The sequence below is a fragment of the Acidaminococcus timonensis genome, assembly GCF_900106585.1.
GTDB classification, from domain to species: Bacteria; Bacillota; Negativicutes; order Acidaminococcales; family Acidaminococcaceae; genus Acidaminococcus; species Acidaminococcus timonensis.
In genome coordinates this window covers 267,323-283,628 of sequence record NZ_FNWH01000005.1, presented here as the reverse complement: position 1 = coordinate 283,628, position 16,306 = coordinate 267,323, and the positions used below count along the sequence as shown (strand labels likewise).

The window sequence follows — 16,306 nt, the reverse complement described above, 5'->3', positions numbered from 1 at the left end:
GTCGTGTCTGGCGATAAAATCATTCAAAAAATTGAAGAAGAAGCCAAGCAGGACGCGGCCGCCATCGGGGCAGCAGCCCGGGATAAAGCCCAGAAGGAAAAAGACCGGATCCTGGCCAAGGCCCAGGAGGAAGTCCGGGAAATCCAGGCCAAATCCCAGGTGGATGCCAGGGAGGCTGCGGGACGGCTGCAGCTGATTGCGGAACTGCAGAGCCGGAAAGAGAACCTGGCCAGCAAACGGCAGGTCCTCCAGGAGGCTTTCGACCGGGCTGCCAAACAATTGGCGGACCTGCCGGAAGACCAGTGGAAGGACCTGATCGGCCGGATCATCCTCAGTGCGGATCTGACCGGCCACGAAACCCTGGTGGTACCGGCCAAGGATCGGAAACGGTATGAAGACGGCTTCCTGGACCGGATCAACGCCGCCCTGAAACAGGCGGGCAAAAAAGGCAAACTGACCCTGTCTGACACTCCGGCGGATTTTTCCGATGGATTGCTGATCCAGGGAGAAACCTGTGATTACGATGGCTCTTTTGCCACCCTGCTGGAAGAGGTACGGACCGGGGAGGAATATCGCGTAGCAGAGCTTCTGTTTGGCGCGGAGGTGAAGTAATATGCCCCAGCCCAGTTATGAATATGCCCTGGGCCGGATCAGTGTCCTGTCCACCCATCTGCTCACCGCAGCCCAGCTCCGGCGCATTGCGGAGGCTTCCACCACGAAGGAAGCCATGAAGCTGCTGCTGGAGACCGGCTACGGAGAGAACGTGGCCACGGAACAGGAAATCGCCCTGGGAGAAATCGACTTCATCATCCGGGATCAGCTCCAGCTGACCCGGAAACGGATCCGGGAACTGACCCCGGATGCGGAACTGACCGGTCTGTTCCTGCTGCCGGTGGATACCCACAACCTGAAGGCCCTGCTGAAGGGCCGGCTGCTGGGAACGTCCGCTGATGGCATCTTGCGGGAGGGAGGGAATTTCGACCTGTCCCTGCTGAAGGATATGGTCCAGACCAAATATTACGAAGATCTGCCGCCGATCTACAATGAGACCCTGAACCAGATCGAAGCGGACCTGGCCCGGGAGGCGGATCCTTTCCGGCTCAGCGCTCAGTTGGACGGAGCCCTGTTCCGCCAGGCCAAAGAGGTACTGGACCGGAAAAAGGAAAATGGGTTCATCCGGAACTACTTTTCCCTGTGGGCCGATTACCAGAACACCATCAGCCTGATCCGGGCCCAGAACCTGCACTGGGAACTGTCCCAGCTGCGGCTGGTCCTGGTGGACTGTGGGGACATCCCCAAAACGGTGTTCGAAGAGAGCCTGGACGTGCCGCCGGAACAGCTGGGGGCACGGCTGAACCAGGGAAGCCACGGGGCAGAACTGGTCCAGGCCATCAATGAATTTGCACAGACGAACGAGTTGGCCGTCATCCCCAAACGGATGAAGGAAGGCTTGAATCTGATCCTGCGCCGGGCCAAATGGGATACCCATTCCCTGGGGCCCATCGTAGGCTACCTGGAAGCCCGGGAAACCGAGGCGGAAGCCCTGCGGATGATCTTCGGGGCCATCCAGGGCGGGTTCGAACCCCAGCTGCCGGATGTCTACGCCTGATCACAGGAAGCATGGGAGGCAACCATATGGAAAAGAAAAAAATTGCAGTGATCGGTGATCCCAGCTCCGTGATGATCTTCAAAGCCGTAGGGTTCGATGTATTCTACGAAGAAGAAAAAGAACAGATAGAGCGCAGGATCCACCACCTGGCCGACAAGGGCTACGCCGTGATCTACATCACGGAAATCGCGGCCCAGAAGGCCCAGGCAGTGATCGACGAATATGCTACCGCTACCTTTCCCGCTATCATCCCCATTCCCGCCGGGAGCAAGTCCCTGGGGCTGGGCCTGAAGCGTGTCCGGGAAAACGTGGAAAAAGCAGTGGGCGCCGATATTCTATTCAAGGAAGGGTAGGGAACAATCGTGAGTGGAAAGATCGTAAAAGTATCCGGCCCGCTGATTGTCGCCGAAGGGATGCAGGACGTGCAGCTCCATGATATGGTCCGCGTCAGTGACAAGCGCCTGATCGGTGAAGTCATCGAGCTTCGTGACGATAAAGCTTCCATCCAGGTCTACGAAGAAACGGCCGGCCTGGGCCCGGGGGAACCGGTGGAATCCACCGGAGCTCCCATGAGTGTGGAACTGGCCCCCGGCCTGATCGAAAGTATCTTCGACGGGATCCAGCGTCCTCTGGAAAAAATCTATGAACTGGCCGGAGACCGGATCAGCCGGGGCGTGGAAGTACCCAAGCTGGACCGGGAAAAGAAATGGCAGTTCGTGCCCGTGGCCAAAGTGGGCGATGCCGTCAGCGGCGGCGATGTGATCGGTACAGTGCAGGAAACCCCAGCCGTACTGCACAAGATCATGGTGCCTCCCGGCAAGAGCGGCACGGTGGAATGGGTCTATGAAGGGGAAGCCACCATCCTGGACCCGGTGTACAAACTGAAGGACAGCAAGGGCGAAGTGAAGGAATACCCCATGCTGCAGCAATGGCCGGTCCGTGTGGCACGGCCCTATAAGACGAAGCTGCCTCCGGAAGAACCCATGGTCACCGGGCAGCGGGTCATCGATACCCTGTTCCCCATTGCCAAAGGGGGCGTGGCCGCCGTGCCCGGACCTTTCGGCAGCGGCAAGACGGTCATCCAGCACCAGCTGGCCAAGTGGGCTGACGCAGACATCATCGTGTACGTGGGCTGCGGCGAACGGGGCAACGAAATGACCGACGTACTGAACGAATTCCCGGCCCTGAAGGATCCCCGCACCGGCCTGCCGCTGATGAAGCGGACGGTGCTGATCGCCAACACCTCCGATATGCCGGTGGCCGCCCGTGAAGCGTCCATTTATACGGGTATTACCATCGCCGAATACTATCGGGACATGGGCTACAAAGTGGCCATCATGGCTGACTCCACGTCCCGCTGGGCCGAAGCCCTGCGTGAAATGTCCTCCCGTCTGGAAGAAATGCCCGGTGAAGAAGGGTATCCGGCGTACCTGGCTTCCCGTCTGGCCGAATACTACGAACGGGCCGGCGAAGTGGAATGTCTGGGTAAGGACCAGCGGGTCGGCGCTGTTTCCGCCATCGGGGCCGTATCGCCTCCCGGCGGGGATATTTCCGAACCGGTCTCCCAGGCAACCCTGCGGATCGTCAAGGTGTTCTGGTGTCTGTCCTCCGCCCTGGCCTATGCCCGTCATTTCCCGGCCATCGACTGGCTGCAGAGCTATTCCCTGTATTCCGACCGGCTGCGGAAATACTACGATGAAAAAGTGGCGCCTGACTGGTCCAAACTGGTGGGGACCGCCATGGAAATCCTCCAGGAAGAATCCAGCCTGAACGAAATCGTCCGTCTGGTAGGGATCGATGCCCTGGGCTTTAAAGACCGGATCACCATGGAATGCGCCCGGTCCATCCGGGAAGACTTCCTGCACCAGAACTCCTTCCACGAAGTGGATACCTATACGTCCCTGGAAAAACAGTATGACATGCTGAAGCTGATCATCACCTGGTACGAAAAGGCCCTGGATGCCATGACGAAGCATGTGAAACTGGACAAGCTGATCGAAATGCCCATCCGGGAACAGATCGGCCGTGCCAAGTATATTCCGGAAAGTGAACGGAAGGAAAAGTTCGCCCAGCTGAACCAGGAACTGGAACAGGCCTTTACTGAACTGACGGAGGAGGGTGAACAAGATGCGTAAGGATTACAAGACCATCCGTGAAGTGGTGGGCCCTCTGATGCTGGTGGACCAGGTCAAAGGCGTCACCTACGATGAACTGGTGGAAATTCATCAGGCCAACGGGGAAGTCCGGAACGGCAAGGTCCTGGTGGTGGACGGGGACAAAGCCATGGTGCAGCTGTTCGAAGATTCCCAGGGCCTGCAGCCCTCTACCGCCAAAGCCCGTTTTCTGGGCCACGGCATCCAGCTGGGGGTGGCTCCCTCCATGCTGGGCCGTGTGTTCGACGGCATGGGCAAACCCATTGACGGGGGCCCGGCCATCATTCCGGAAGAATACAAGGATATCAACGGCGAACCTATGAACCCGGCCGCCCGGGAATATCCGTCTGAATTCATCCAGACCGGGATCAGCGCCATCGACGGCCTGAACACCCTGGTCCGGGGCCAGAAGCTGCCGGTGTTCTCCGGTTCCGGTCTGCCCCATGCCCAGCTGGCTGCCCAGATCGCCCGGCAGGCCAAAGTACGGGGCACCGACGAAAAATTCGCCGTGGTGTTCGCGGCTGTAGGGATCACCTTTGAAGAAGCCAACTTCTTCATGCAGGACTTCAACCGGACCGGCGCTTTGAGCCGTGCCGTCATGTTCATCAACCTGGCCAATGACCCGGCTGTCGAACGGATCGCAACGCCTCGTATGGCCATCACCGCTGCCGAATATCTGGCCTTCGAGTTGGATATGCACGTACTGGTCATCATCACCGATATTACGAACTATGCTGACGCCCTGCGGGAAGTGTCTGCTGCCCGTAAGGAAGTGCCGGGCCGCCGGGGCTATCCGGGCTATCTGTATACGGACCTGGCCACCATGTACGAACGGGCTGGCCGGATCCGGGGCAAGAAGGGGTCCATCACCATGATCCCCATCCTGTCCATGCCGGAAGACGACAAGACCCACCCCATCCCCGACTTGACCGGGTATATCACCGAAGGCCAGATTATCCTGAGCCGGGAACTGTACCGGAAGGGGCTGACACCACCCATTGACGTGCTGCCGTCCCTGTCCCGTCTGAAGGATAAAGGCGTGGGCAAGGGTAAGACCCGGGAAGACCATGCCGATACCATGAACCAGCTGTTTGCTGCCTACTCCCGTGGGAAACAGGCCAAGGAACTGGCCACCATCCTGGGGGATTCGGCCCTGAGCAAGGTGGATAAACTGTATGCCAAATTTGCCGATGCCTTTGAACGGGAATACGTTTCCCAGGGCTATCGGACCAACCGGTCCATCGAGGAAACCCTGGATCTGGGCTGGAAACTGCTGGGCATCCTGCCGCGCAGTGAACTGAAACGGATCCGGGATGAATACCTGGATAAATACTACAAACCGGCGGACGGCAGCGAGGGGGAATAACCCATGGCTACGAACGTAAATCCGACCCGGATGGAGCTGACCCGGCTGAAACGCCGGCTGGCCACCGCCGTCCGGGGGCATAAACTGCTGAAAGACAAACGGGACGAAATGGTCCGGCAGTTCATGATCTATATCCGCCGGAACCACGAACTGCGGGTGAAGATGGAAAAAGCCCTGCAGAATGTGTCCCATCATTTCGTGGTGGCCCGGGCCCATATGGGGTCCCTGACCATGGACGAAGCGCTGCTCTACCCGGCCCGGAGTGCCGAGTTCGAAGTGGGGAGCAAGAATGTGATGAGCGTAGATGTGCCCACGCTGACCTACACGGGGGCTACGGCGGATGACGCCGCCCAGGTACCCTATTCCTTCGTGTTCACCACCGGGGAACTGGATACGGCCGTGACAGAACTGACCACCTGCCTGCCGGATCTGCTGGAGCTGGCCCAGGTGGAGAAAACCTGCAACATGCTGGCAGATGAAATCGAAAAGACCCGCCGGCGGGTGAATGCCCTGGAATACGTCATGATCCCGGAAATGCAGGAAAGCATCAAGTACATCACCATGAAGCTCAGCGAAAACGAAAGAGCCAGTACGGTGCGCCTGATGAAAGCCAAAGAAATCATGGCGAAACAGGCATAAACGGAAGCAAAGAGGGTGCCGCAATGCGGCACCCTCTTTTTTGCAAGTCATTTGTCTCCAGTCACTAGCCTTCAGCCGATAGAGGGAATTCGCCTCTGGCTCATTTCTCAATTATGCTATAATAGCCGTGATGATATTTTTCTTCTACAACGATGGAAAAAAGGAGTACGGCGATGGCGACTATCTTTACCTTTCGGGCACAGGACGGACAGGGTCCTTTGTACAAACAGCTGGCCCGGTACTTTCGGCAGGAAATCGCCCAGGGACATCTGGTGAGCGGAGAGTTCCTGCCCTCCATCCGTCAGCTGACCCGGAACCTGAAGCTGAGCCGGACCACGGTGGAAGCGGCCTATCAGATCCTGATCGACCAGGGGGTGGTACACAACCTGCCCAACCGGGGGTATCAGGTGGCGGAGTATGTGCCCCGGGAAGAGAGCGATACGGAAACGGTGCCGGAACAGCCGGAAGAAAAACGACCGGCCGTACTCTATAATTTCTCCAACAATTACATCGATACCTCTACTTTTGACACAGTGATCTGGCGGCGATGCCTGAACGCGGTGCTGCGCAATCCCTCTTCCATCGCCGGGTATGGGGATCCTCAGGGTGAGCCGGAACTGCGCCAGGTACTAGCACGGTACAGCTATGCCTCCCGGGGTGTGGTGTGCCGGCCGGAACAGATCCTGGTGGGAGCCGGGCTCCAGACCCTGCTCCTGGTATTGCTGCCCCTGCTGCCCCTGACAGAAAAGGCCGTGGGCCTGGAAGCACCCGGGTTTCCCCAGGCAGAGCAGATTTTCCACCTGATGGGATGGGAGACCCGGCGCTTTGACCCGGGGAATCCCAAGGCCGACTGGCCCGGGCTGCTCATGATCTCGCCCACCAATCCCTACAAGGGACGGGCCCTGACGCAGCGGGAACGGAACAATCTGATCGTGGCTACCCAGCTGGAACGGGTGTACCTGCTGGAGGACGACTACAACGGAGAGTTCCGCTATCTGCACCAGCCTATTCCAGCTCTCCACAGCTTTGGCAATCGGGAGCAGATCATTTACCTGGGGTCGTTTTCCCGGACCCTGCTCCCCTCCCTGCGCATCAGCTATCTGGTGCTGCCGGAAAAGCTTCTGAATGGCTACCGTTCCATTGCGGACCGGTACAACCAGACCTCTTCCACGGTAGAACAGCTGGCCCTGGCCTCTTATATTGCAGAAGGACATCTTACCCGGCATATCCGGAAACTGCGGAACTCCTACTGGAGCAAGAGCCAGCAGCTGCAGACCGCACTGCTGCAGGGATTCGGCAAGCAGGTGGAGCTTTTGAGCTATGGCTCCGGACTCCATCTGCACATCGCACTGCACCTGCCGGGTACGGCGGAGGAACTGGCCCGGAAGGCCCTGATGGGAGGGGTAAAAATCATCCCGGTGAAGGGGCCCACCTCCGGAAAATGGCCCGAATTCCTCCTTTCCTTCGCGGGTATCGCCGGAGAAAAGATCCAGGCCGGGGTCCGGGCTCTGAAAATGGCCCTGGAGGCAGGCTGAACCGGAACTGGCAATTGTGTTTTCCCTGTTTTCTACGGTATAATACAAAGATGGGAAAAATCAAGGATGGTATCCACTGCAGGAGGTGTCGCTATGAAAATCCTGAGAGACATGGCTCTCGCTGCGCTGCTGCTGGGCCTGGGCGTACAGGCAGCAGACGCTGCCCAATATTTTGCGCCCCGCTACAACCTGAGCAGCAACGGACAGCTGCAGCCTTCCCTGACGGTGGAGTTTACCAAAGGGCAGCCCAAAAAGATCAGTGCCAGCCTGACCGGATCGGCCGGAGGCGAAAAGGTGCTGGTACTGGGCTGGCAGGTGGAGGATGGCGTGGGCCTGGCCACGTTCCAGAAGGGTGTGGAGTATGCCCTGTACAAACTGGACTTCCGTCCGGGGAAACAGGATATCCTGGTATTGAGTTATGGCCACAGGGGCACGGGCCGGACCCATTTGAATGATGTGGCCATCATCGGGGAAGATGCCCTGGGCGTGATCCGGATCCTGCCGGTGGCCGGTTTTGCCCCTGTGGATGTGTTCAACAGTCCCCTGCAGATCCGTCAGCAGGAGGCTGTGCTGTTCCTGGCACAGGCACCCCATGTACTGACCATCCAGGCGGACGGGGAAAACGGTTACGCTGTGGGCGTGGAATGAACGAAACAAAAGGAGATGGGATAGATGGAACTAGCTGAATCTTATAAGACCTGCCGGACGTACCGGCGCTTTACCCAGAAACCGGTTCCCCGGGAACTGGTCCGTAATCTGGTGGATGTGGCCCGACAGCGCAGCTGCGGCCGGAATGGCCAGGTGCTGCGGTATGTGTCCGTGACCCAGCCGGAAAACGTGAAGGCCATGCAGCCCATGCTCCACTGGGCAGCCGCGCTGCCGAAGGAAATCGGGACCCCGAAGGAAGAGGAACAGCCGGTGGCCTTTATCGTAGTGACCAAACCCGGGGATGCCAATCCCGTCATCAGCAACATCGATCTGGGCATTGCCCTGGATGCCATGGCCATCACCGCCTGGCAGCAGGGGGTGGGCAGCGCCATCCTGGCCGCAGTGGACCGGGCGAAGATCGCGGCTCTGCTGGAACTGCCGGAAGGGCTGGAAGTGAGTGTGGTACTGGCCCTGGGCTATCCCAGCCACAAGAGCACCCTGGTGCCGGCTGAGGAAGGAAAGCCTCTGGCCTATTATGTGGATGAAGAACGGGATTACTACGTCCCCAAACTGCCTCTGGAGACAGTTTTGACTGAAAAGTAAGGAGAGGTGCCATGGTATATGATGTAGCCATTGTGGGAGGCGGTCCGGCGGGCTGCAGTGCAGCGGTGACAGCTGCCAACCGGTCTCTTTCCACGGTGCTGTTCGATACCGGCGATTTTGGCCTGGCCCTGCGGAAAAGCAAACAGGTGAAGAATTATCTGGGACTTCCGGATCAATCGGGGGAAGCGCTGATGGACGCTTTTGTGGCCCACATGAAAGCCGGCAGGCCGGAAGTGGTACCCCACAAGGTCCTGAACATCATGCCCCTGGAGGGTGCGTTCTACCTTGCCACACCAGGGGATGTATACCAGGCCCGGAGCATCATACTTTGCCCCGGGGTGGCCCATGGCCATTCCCTGGCGGGGGAAAGTGCCTTCCTGGGCAGGGGAGTCAGTTACTGCGCCACCTGTGACGGGTATCTGTATAAGGGAAAGACCATCGGGGTGATCACCAACCTGCCGTCTGCCTGGGAAGAGGTGGAATTTCTGGCAGGCCTGGCGCAAAAGGTGAAGGTGTGGTCTTCCTGTCCGGTGCCGGATGCGCATCCGGAGAACATCCAGCCCATGGAGGGACAGCCACAGGAAGTCCTGGGAGATGAAAAAGTCACCGGGCTTCAGACCACGGCAGGAAAAGAGCCCCTGGACGGGCTGTTCATCCTGCGGGAGACGGATCCTCTGGAAAAACTCCTGCCTGGCCTGGAACTGAATGGTTCCTTCATCCGCGTGGATGAGAAACTGGGGACCTCTGTACCCGGGGTGTTTGCAGCCGGAGACGCTGCCGGCTACCCCTGGCAGATCAACAAGGCTGCCGGGGAAGGCCAGAAAGCGCTGCTTTCTGCGGCATCGTGGCTGCAGGAGAAACGGGCATGAGGAAGCGCAATGCTGCCGGGATCCTGGCTTTTTGCCTGTGTCTGCTGTTCAGCGGCTGTCAGGAACAGGCCAGGCCGGAACCGGCCGGAGAACTGCCCCAAAAGGCAATGACCCAGGAAAGCCGGGGCCAGGAGACCAAGGCCATTGCTCCCGGGGAGGGCGCCCAGGGGGCCCGGGTGGAATTCGTCACCCGGCAGCATTCCATGGAACGGATCCAGTTCACCGGCGGGTACCTGCGGAATCTGCCGGAGGAAAAGCCGGAGACCATCCTGCGGCAGGCTCCGGCCGGGGCCCGGGGCATGATCTTCGGAAAGCGGGAGATCAACGGCCTGGAATGGGCCAAGGTGGCCACCCGGGATGGAATCACCGGCTGGTACACGGTACCGGCCCGGCCAGGGGCTTCTGCCACCACCAAACGGGAGAACCTGAAGATCTCGAAGGATGCGTATGAGACCACCTATCCCCAGGTGACAGGGGAAGTCACCCCCCAGGCCCAGGATCGGATCAACCAGGAACTGGGCAACTACATCGGGGTGTTCCGGTATATGACCGGGCCGGTGGGCAGTGCCCTTCAATGCCAGGTGACTTACAACCGGAACAACCTGCTGAGCATTGTCTTCACGGCGCCGCCCATCCTGTACCGGATGTTTCCGGTCAGTGAGGTGAACAACCTGGCCAGCTGGGCCCGGCTGAAAAAATACGCCTATGTGTCTCCTCTGCAGGGCGGGGCGGATCCCGCCCTGCTGCGGGCGGAGAAAATCGATCTGCAGTATGCCCTGGTGTTCGATTTGACCACGGGCAAACGGCTGACCCTGAACCATTTTCTGGGCAACAAGCAGCAGGAGGCTCTCCAGGCACGGGTGGAGACACTGGGGACAGGGACCCGGCTCCAGCCGGACAATTTTTATATTACTGAACAGGGACAGCTCCTGGCCCTGGTCGACCTGCAGGGACCCGGTCCCGGCGGCCGTAAACCGCTGGACCTGTCCGATCTTGTCATCAAGGAATTTTAGAGGTGAAAATAATGAACAAACATGTGCATTTCCATACCAACCTGGGCGATTTTACCGCCGAACTGTTCGAGGACAAGGCGCCCAAAACGGCTGCCAACTTCATGGAGCTGGTGAAAAAAGGCTTTTATGACGGTGTGATCTTCCACCGGGTCATCGATGATTTCATGATCCAGGGGGGCGATCCCACGGGTACTGGCATGGGCGGTCCCGGCTACGCCATCGACGATGAATTCGGGCCCGGCCTGGCTCACGACAGCGAAGGCATCCTGTCCATGGCCAACGCAGGTCCCAATACCGGCGGCAGCCAATTTTTCATCACCCTGGTACCTACCCCCTGGCTGGATGGCCATCACGCCATCTTCGGCAAGATCACTGAAGGCATGGATGTGGTCCACAAGATCGGTTCCACCCCCACGGACTTTGCTGACCGGCCTTTGCAGGACGTGGTCATGGAAAAGGTGGAAATCGTGGAAGCATGAGTGCTTACGTGTACATGGTGCGCTGTGCCAACGGCGCCCTCTATACCGGCTGGACCAACGACCTGGCCCATCGGCTGGCCATGCACCGCAGCGGGTCCGGGGCCAAATATACCCGGGCTTTCAAGGCGGTGGCCATGGTCTATTATGAGGAGCTGCCCGACAAAAGTGCGGCGTTGCAGCGGGAGTATGCCCTGAAGCAGCTGGCAAAAAAACAAAAAGAAGAGCTGGTTCACCAGTTTTCTCGAAAACCTCTGAAAATATCATAAAAAGTTCAAGGTGAAAGGGACTTCTGACAATTCTTTTGCTTGTAAATCTCCCCCCGGTATGCTAGAATGGAACACAGAAAACACGGACTTACTGAATGTTGAACTCATGCAGGTATCACATATAGTTGGATCGTTTTTCGCAATAATTTTTAGGAGGCCAATGTAAGATGACTGGCAAAGTTAAATGGTTTAATGCTGAAAAGGGTTATGGTTTCATTGAACGGGAAGATGGCGGTGATGTATTCGTTCATTTCTCCGCAATCCAGGGTGAAGGCTTCAAGACTCTGGAAGAAGGCCAGGCTGTAGAATTCGACGTTGTCGAAGGCAACCGTGGTGAACAAGCTGCTAACGTTGTGAAACTGTAAGATATAAATCTGCATCAAGCAACCAGCTGCACAGAGGGGATATCGCTTCGGCGGTATCCCCTCTTTCATTTGAGACAGGAATATCCAGCAAAGGAGGAAAAATATGATCAAGTATGGTATGGAAGGAAAATGGGGCGTCATCAGCGGGGGTACCTCCGGCATCGGTCTGGCTGTAGCCCGGAATCTGGTACGGGAGGGTGCGTCCGTCTGCCTGGTGGGCCGGGATGCGGAAAAAGGGCAGAAAGCACTGACTGAGCTGGAGAGCGGGGAGGGGGAAGCCCTCTATGTCCAGGCCGACCTGAGCACCCTGGAGGGCTGCCGGAAAGTGGCTGAAACTGTGGGAAAAGACGGGAAAAAACTGGACTTCCTGGTGAACAGTGCCGGGCTGTATCAGGAGAAACCCCTGCAGGACATCACCGAAGATGACTACAACCGCCTCATGGATGGGAACGTGAAAAGTACGCTGTTCTTGACCCAGCAACTGCTGCCCCATTTTGCCGATGAAGGTCCCTCCATCGTGAATATCGCCTCTGACGCTGCCCTGGAAGGGAACTACGGCTGCAGCCTGTACGCCGCTGCCAAGGGCGCTGTGGTAGCCTTTACCCGGGCACTGGCCCTGGATCTGGCTCCCTGGATCCGGGTGAACTGTGTATGCCCCGGCGATGTGGATACACCTCTGGTGCAGAAACAGCTGGAAGAAGGCGGCTATTCCCTGGAAAGTATGGCTTCCGTCTATCCCCTGGGACGCATCGGCAAACCGGAGGAAGTGGCTCATGTGATCTGCTCCATCCTGTCGCCGCTGAACGGCTTCATGACCGGTTCCATTGTTCCCGTGGACGGCGGGCTCACCGCGAAATAAGGAGGGAACCATGAACAAGAAACTGACAGGTGCAGAATATGTCTTTGTAGGTTCCATGCTGTTCGGGATGCTGTTCGGCGCCGGGAACCTGATCTTTCCGGTACACATGGGCCAGCTGGCCGGTTCCCATTTCTGGAGGGCCAATTTCGGCTTCATTTCCACCGGGGTCTTCCTGCCCTTCCTGGCTCTGATTGCCTTCGGGCTCTCAGGCAGCGCCAGCCTGGAAGAGCTGGCCGGGAATGTGCATCCGACCTTTGCCAAAATCTTTACGGTATTGCTGTATCTGACCATCGGTCCGGCCTTCGCCCTGCCCCGGACGGCCACTGTCTCCTACCAGATCGGGATTGCTCCTTTTGTCGGCGAGCAGCCTCTGCTGCTGGCAATCTTTACCTTTGTATTCATGGGGGTGGGGTTGCTGTTTTCTCTGAAACCCTCCAAACTGATCGTGTACATCGGCAAGGGACTGAATCCCATCTTCCTGGTGTTCCTGGCCATCCTGATGGCCGCCGCTCTGCTGAATCCCATGGGGAGCATGGGCAGCGCCCTGCCCCAGGGGGACTACGTGGCCCATGCTTTCCTGACCGGTTTCAAGGAAGGGTATAACACCATGGACGTACTGGCCATGCTGGCCTTTTCTGTGGTGGTGATCGATACCCTGAAGAACCTGGGCATCACCGACACCGGGAACATCACCAAAGATCTGCTGAAGGTGGGGGCCATCGTGGTCTTTCTCATGGCCCTGCTCTATACCCTGATCACCTGGCTGGGCACCTCCAGTGTGGGCCGGCTGCCCATCAGCGCCAACGGGGGCATCGCCCTGGCCCAGATCACCCATGCCTATTTTGGATCTGTTGGGGGCGTGCTGCTGGCGGCCATTGTCACCTTTGCCTGCCTGAAAACGGCCATCGGCCTGATCACAGCCTGTTCCAATACCTTTATGGAGTTGTTCCCGGGGAAACCGGGGTACAGGACCTGCTGTGTACTGGTAGCCGGGGTTTCCTTCCTGATCGGAAACGTGGGGCTGACCCAGATCATCCAGCTGGCCGTCCCCATCCTGATGCTTCTGTATCCCATGGCCATTACCCTGATCCTCAGTGCTTTTGCCTGTGCTCTGTTCGGGAAGGATCGGCGTCTGTACCGGTGGCCCATGGTGCTGGCCGGGTTTGCAGCCTTCGGGGATATGCTCAGTGCCCTGCCCAAAGGCGTACAGAACCTGGGCGCCGTCCAGAGCCTGCTGGGACTTTATCATCAGCTGCCCCTGTTCAGCCTGGGCATGAGCTGGCTGCTGCCCGCTCTGGCGGCCCTGGTGGCAGCCGTGGCAGTTGTGAAGTTTTCGGGGCAGAAAGCCTGAATTTTTGCGAAAATTGATGAAAGCGTGTATAATGGATAAGTGAGTAGTTGAATCCATTGAAGGAGGGATTTCCCATGAATAAAATGATGATGGCCACTGCAGTGCTGAGTCTGCTGCCTTTGACCGTGGCCTGTGCTTCTCCCCTGGCCAATATTGCTCCTGGCGCTGCAAAAATCGATGCCAACGTCACAGTGGGCACTTCTCTGAAATGGAAACAGGATGGGCATACCACCAATTATGACGGCAACTCCCGGTATCGAGTGGGTGGCACCGTAGGGGTCGCCGACAACCTGGGCCTGGATTACCGGTATTCTGCCCACGAAGGCAATCAGGATGCCTCCGTGCAGTCCCATGAAGTCAGCCTGATCTACCAGTTCAACCCGTATCTGTACGGCTACGGCGGCTATGTCCGGAACCGGATCAAACAGCATGGCTACCACGACAACAACAGCGGGTATCAGGTTGGGGCCATGGGTCGGCTGCCCATTACGGAAAAGACCACTGGCTGGGCCAAGTTCGGTACCGGCAATAACATTACCCAGTATGAACTGGGCGTAGGCTATGCCTTCACCGATAACTGGGAAGCCAACGTATCCTACAACGACAGCAAGTACAAAGATTTCAAGGGTGATATCGATGCCAAGACCCACGAAGTGAATGTGGGGGTTTCGTATAAGTTTTAAATGGCAAAAACACTGCGGAAGTACCGCAGTGTTTTTTTATGCCTTCTCAAGAACGAACCGGGGGCGTTGCATCCCCCCTCTTGCCCTCATACAGCAGAATTGTTATAATAACAGTGTTATGCGGTTGTAGCTCAGTTGGATAGAGCATCTGCCTCCTAAGCAGAGGGTCGCGCGTTCGACTCGCGCCAATCGCACCACATGGCAATGAAAAAGGACTGGGAAGGAAATCTTCCACAGTCCTTTTTGTTTTACCGGAGTCATAGGGCTTCCTTCGGCGGCTGGCCATTGAACCAAAGAGGGGTTGCGACTTTTGTCGCAGCCCCTCTTTTACCGCGCTACCGGCGTGGTCATTTTGTACGGATCCAGCACGGTTTCCAGCTGTTTGTCGGACAGGTAATGGCGCTGCCGGGCCAGTTCCACCACAGGAATGTTCCTGGCCAGGGACTCCTTGGCCAGTTTGGCGGCCTTGGCGTAGCCGATGTAGGGGCTCAGGGCCGTTACGATGCCGGCGCTCATTTTCAGCAGGTGCTGGCAGTGCTCCCGGTTGGCGGTGATGCCTTCCACACAGTTGATCCGCAGGGTATCGGCGGCTTCCCGCAGGGTGTCGATGCTCTGGAACAGGGAATAGAATACCACCGGTTCAAAGGCGTTCAGTTCCAGCTGGCCGGCTTCCACGGCCATGGCGATGCAGGTGTCGTTGCCTACGATCCGGAAAGCCACCTGGCTGACCACTTCCGGAATCACTGGGTTCACTTTGCCGGGCATGATGGAGGAGCCGTTCTGCCTGGCCGGCAGGTTGATCTCTTCCAGGCCGGTCCGGGGACCGGAGGACATGAGCCGCAGGTCGTTGGAAATCTTGGAGAGAGCGATGGCACAGTCCTTCAGGCTGCCCGAAACGGAGGCAAAACTGTCGATGTTCTGGGTGGCATCAATCAAATCGGCAGCCTGGGTAAAGGAAAATCCGGTCAGCCGGGAAAGATCTTCTGCAATATGCCGGGAATAGGACGGGGAGGCGTTGACTCCCGTACCGATGGCGGTACCCCCCATATTGATGGAAGTCATTTCTGCAGCGGCGGACCGGATCCGTCTCAGACCACGCTCCAGCGCGGTGGCATAGGCTTTGAACTCCTGACCCAGCCGGATGGGAACAGCATCCTGCAGCTGGGTGCGGCCCATCTTCAGCACGGAATCAAATTCCACGCCTTTCCGGGCAAAGGCCTCTTTCAGGGCCTGCAGGCTCCTGTACAGGTCCTGGAGCAGGAAAAGGGCCGTCAGCTTGCCGGCGGTGGGGATCACATCGTTGGTGGACTGGCCCCGGTTCACGTCATCGTTGGGATGGACCAGGGTGTACTCTCCTTTTTCACCACCCAGCAGTTCGATGGCGATGTTGGCGATCACTTCGTTGGCATTCATATTGAGAGAGGTACCGGCACCGCCCTGGATGGGGTCTAGTATGAACTGGTCCAGATACTCACCTGCCAGCACTTTGTCACAGGCAGCTATGATGGCATCCGCCTTGGCAGGCTGCAATGTGCCAGCCCGACGATTGGCCATCGCACAGGCTTTTTTGATCAGGGCCAGGCTTTTGATCATCGTCGGATGGGTGGATTGACCGGTAATATGGAAATTTTCATGGGCACGCAGGGTTTGCACACCATAATAAGCGTCCGCGGGGACGTATTTCTTACCGATAGAATCACTTTCCAAACGTTCGAGTTTTTGCTGACTCATTGCCATAATCCTCCTTGATTTTTCTTTATAGCCCGTATTATAGCACTTTTTAACGAACAATCAATATATAAAATCATATAAAGTTCAATAAATAACGAACAATCCGGAAAGGGATGGAAGGAATTTGTTTACTTTAC

The 16,306-nt window shown here is 57.7% G+C and carries 18 protein-coding genes and 1 tRNA gene; 18 read left to right on the top strand and 1 reads right to left on the bottom strand.

From position 1 onward, the window contains the following. Positions 1-3: 3 nt before the first annotated feature. From BQ5462_RS03335 to BQ5462_RS03250, 18 genes are all read left to right on the top strand, one after another. Positions 4-612, top strand: coding sequence for a V-type ATP synthase subunit E (locus tag BQ5462_RS03335; RefSeq protein ID WP_071142009.1), 609 nt, complete (start codon positions 4-6; stop codon positions 610-612). 1 nt (position 613) lies between these two features. Then, entirely contained in the window at positions 614-1,609 is a 996-nt protein-coding gene (locus tag BQ5462_RS03330; protein WP_071142008.1) for a V-type ATPase subunit, read from the top strand. Positions 1,610-1,635: 26 nt separating this feature from the next. Beyond that, on the top strand, positions 1,636-1,962 hold the full coding sequence (locus BQ5462_RS03325; protein ID WP_071142007.1) for a V-type ATP synthase subunit F: 327 nt from the start codon (positions 1,636-1,638) through the stop codon (positions 1,960-1,962). A gap of 60 nt (positions 1,963-2,022) precedes the next feature. Then, entirely contained in the window at positions 2,023-3,744 is a 1,722-nt protein-coding gene (locus tag BQ5462_RS03320; RefSeq protein ID WP_071142132.1) for a V-type ATP synthase subunit A, read from the top strand. Next, positions 3,737-5,128 (top strand): V-type ATP synthase subunit B, encoded by a 1,392-nt coding sequence (locus BQ5462_RS03315; protein WP_071142006.1) that lies wholly within the window; start codon positions 3,737-3,739, stop codon positions 5,126-5,128. Before BQ5462_RS03320 ends, BQ5462_RS03315 begins: the two co-directional genes overlap by 8 nt. 3 nt (positions 5,129-5,131) lie before the next feature. Beyond that, a complete protein-coding gene (locus BQ5462_RS03310; RefSeq protein WP_071142005.1) occupies positions 5,132-5,767 on the top strand; it encodes a V-type ATP synthase subunit D in 636 nt (211 codons plus the stop codon). A gap of 173 nt (positions 5,768-5,940) precedes the next feature. Then, the gene (gene pdxR / locus BQ5462_RS03305; protein ID WP_071142004.1) at positions 5,941-7,302 is read left to right on the top strand and encodes a MocR-like pyridoxine biosynthesis transcription factor PdxR; all 1,362 of its coding nucleotides are present in this window, start codon (positions 5,941-5,943) and stop codon (positions 7,300-7,302) included. Positions 7,303-7,395: 93 nt separating this feature from the next. Next, complete coding sequence (locus BQ5462_RS03300) at positions 7,396-7,950, top strand: hypothetical protein (protein WP_235819559.1); 555 nt, start codon at positions 7,396-7,398, stop codon at positions 7,948-7,950. Positions 7,951-7,974: 24 nt separating this feature from the next. Further along, on the top strand, positions 7,975-8,553 hold the full coding sequence (locus tag BQ5462_RS03295) for a nitroreductase family protein (protein ID WP_071142003.1): 579 nt from the start codon (positions 7,975-7,977) through the stop codon (positions 8,551-8,553). Between the two features lie 11 nt (positions 8,554-8,564). After that, complete coding sequence (locus tag BQ5462_RS03290) at positions 8,565-9,422, top strand: NAD(P)/FAD-dependent oxidoreductase (protein ID WP_071142002.1); 858 nt, start codon at positions 8,565-8,567, stop codon at positions 9,420-9,422. Continuing rightward, positions 9,419-10,435 (top strand): polysaccharide deacetylase family protein, encoded by a 1,017-nt coding sequence (locus BQ5462_RS03285; protein ID WP_071142001.1) that lies wholly within the window; start codon positions 9,419-9,421, stop codon positions 10,433-10,435. Before BQ5462_RS03290 ends, BQ5462_RS03285 begins: the two co-directional genes overlap by 4 nt. An 11-nt stretch (positions 10,436-10,446) precedes the next feature. Further along, complete coding sequence (locus BQ5462_RS03280) at positions 10,447-10,914, top strand: peptidylprolyl isomerase (protein ID WP_205407922.1); 468 nt, start codon at positions 10,447-10,449, stop codon at positions 10,912-10,914. After that, a complete protein-coding gene (locus BQ5462_RS03275; RefSeq protein ID WP_071142000.1) occupies positions 10,911-11,180 on the top strand; it encodes a GIY-YIG nuclease family protein in 270 nt (89 codons plus the stop codon). The genes BQ5462_RS03280 and BQ5462_RS03275 overlap by 4 nt, the downstream gene beginning before the upstream one ends. A gap of 167 nt (positions 11,181-11,347) precedes the next feature. Next, the gene (locus BQ5462_RS03270; protein ID WP_009015310.1) at positions 11,348-11,545 is read left to right on the top strand and encodes a cold shock domain-containing protein; all 198 of its coding nucleotides are present in this window, start codon (positions 11,348-11,350) and stop codon (positions 11,543-11,545) included. A gap of 103 nt (positions 11,546-11,648) precedes the next feature. Further along, complete coding sequence (locus tag BQ5462_RS03265) at positions 11,649-12,404, top strand: SDR family NAD(P)-dependent oxidoreductase (RefSeq protein ID WP_071141999.1); 756 nt, start codon at positions 11,649-11,651, stop codon at positions 12,402-12,404. A 10-nt stretch (positions 12,405-12,414) separates the two neighbouring features. Next, a complete protein-coding gene (brnQ, locus tag BQ5462_RS03260; RefSeq protein WP_071141998.1) occupies positions 12,415-13,755 on the top strand; it encodes a branched-chain amino acid transport system II carrier protein in 1,341 nt (446 codons plus the stop codon). A 74-nt stretch (positions 13,756-13,829) separates the two neighbouring features. After that, entirely contained in the window at positions 13,830-14,438 is a 609-nt protein-coding gene (locus tag BQ5462_RS03255) for a porin family protein (RefSeq protein WP_071141997.1), read from the top strand. A gap of 120 nt (positions 14,439-14,558) precedes the next feature. Then, a tRNA-Arg gene (locus BQ5462_RS03250) sits at positions 14,559-14,635 on the top strand. Between the two features lie 130 nt (positions 14,636-14,765). Here BQ5462_RS03250 and BQ5462_RS03245 read toward each other — a convergent pair. Next, entirely contained in the window at positions 14,766-16,169 is a 1,404-nt protein-coding gene (locus BQ5462_RS03245) for an aspartate ammonia-lyase (RefSeq protein ID WP_071141996.1), read from the bottom strand. Positions 16,170-16,306 lie beyond the last annotated feature (137 nt).

Excerpts from the sequence above, each read along its gene's own strand:
- pdxR (WP_071142004.1), top strand. The coding sequence starts at position 5,941 with ATGGCGACTATCTTTACCTTTCGGGCACAGGACGGACAGGGTCCTTTG.
- BQ5462_RS03290 (WP_071142002.1), top strand. The coding sequence starts at position 8,565 with ATGGTATATGATGTAGCCATTGTGGGAGGCGGTCCGGCGGGCTGCAGT.
- BQ5462_RS03275 (WP_071142000.1), top strand. The coding sequence starts at position 10,911 with ATGAGTGCTTACGTGTACATGGTGCGCTGTGCCAACGGCGCCCTCTAT.
- BQ5462_RS03330 (WP_071142008.1), top strand. The coding sequence starts at position 614 with ATGCCCCAGCCCAGTTATGAATATGCCCTGGGCCGGATCAGTGTCCTG.
- BQ5462_RS03310 (WP_071142005.1), top strand. The coding sequence starts at position 5,132 with ATGGCTACGAACGTAAATCCGACCCGGATGGAGCTGACCCGGCTGAAA.
- BQ5462_RS03255 (WP_071141997.1), top strand. The coding sequence starts at position 13,830 with ATGAATAAAATGATGATGGCCACTGCAGTGCTGAGTCTGCTGCCTTTG.
- brnQ (WP_071141998.1), top strand. The coding sequence starts at position 12,415 with ATGAACAAGAAACTGACAGGTGCAGAATATGTCTTTGTAGGTTCCATG.
- BQ5462_RS03285 (WP_071142001.1), top strand. The coding sequence starts at position 9,419 with ATGAGGAAGCGCAATGCTGCCGGGATCCTGGCTTTTTGCCTGTGTCTG.
- BQ5462_RS03270 (WP_009015310.1), top strand. The coding sequence starts at position 11,348 with ATGACTGGCAAAGTTAAATGGTTTAATGCTGAAAAGGGTTATGGTTTC.
- BQ5462_RS03280 (WP_205407922.1), top strand. The coding sequence starts at position 10,447 with ATGAACAAACATGTGCATTTCCATACCAACCTGGGCGATTTTACCGCC.
- BQ5462_RS03265 (WP_071141999.1), top strand. The coding sequence starts at position 11,649 with ATGATCAAGTATGGTATGGAAGGAAAATGGGGCGTCATCAGCGGGGGT.
- BQ5462_RS03320 (WP_071142132.1), top strand. The coding sequence starts at position 2,023 with ATGCAGGACGTGCAGCTCCATGATATGGTCCGCGTCAGTGACAAGCGC.
- BQ5462_RS03295 (WP_071142003.1), top strand. The coding sequence starts at position 7,975 with ATGGAACTAGCTGAATCTTATAAGACCTGCCGGACGTACCGGCGCTTT.
- BQ5462_RS03325 (WP_071142007.1), top strand. The coding sequence starts at position 1,636 with ATGGAAAAGAAAAAAATTGCAGTGATCGGTGATCCCAGCTCCGTGATG.
- BQ5462_RS03300 (WP_235819559.1), top strand. The coding sequence starts at position 7,396 with ATGAAAATCCTGAGAGACATGGCTCTCGCTGCGCTGCTGCTGGGCCTG.
- BQ5462_RS03245 (WP_071141996.1), bottom strand. The coding sequence starts at position 16,169 with ATGAGTCAGCAAAAACTCGAACGTTTGGAAAGTGATTCTATCGGTAAG.
- BQ5462_RS03315 (WP_071142006.1), top strand. The coding sequence starts at position 3,737 with ATGCGTAAGGATTACAAGACCATCCGTGAAGTGGTGGGCCCTCTGATG.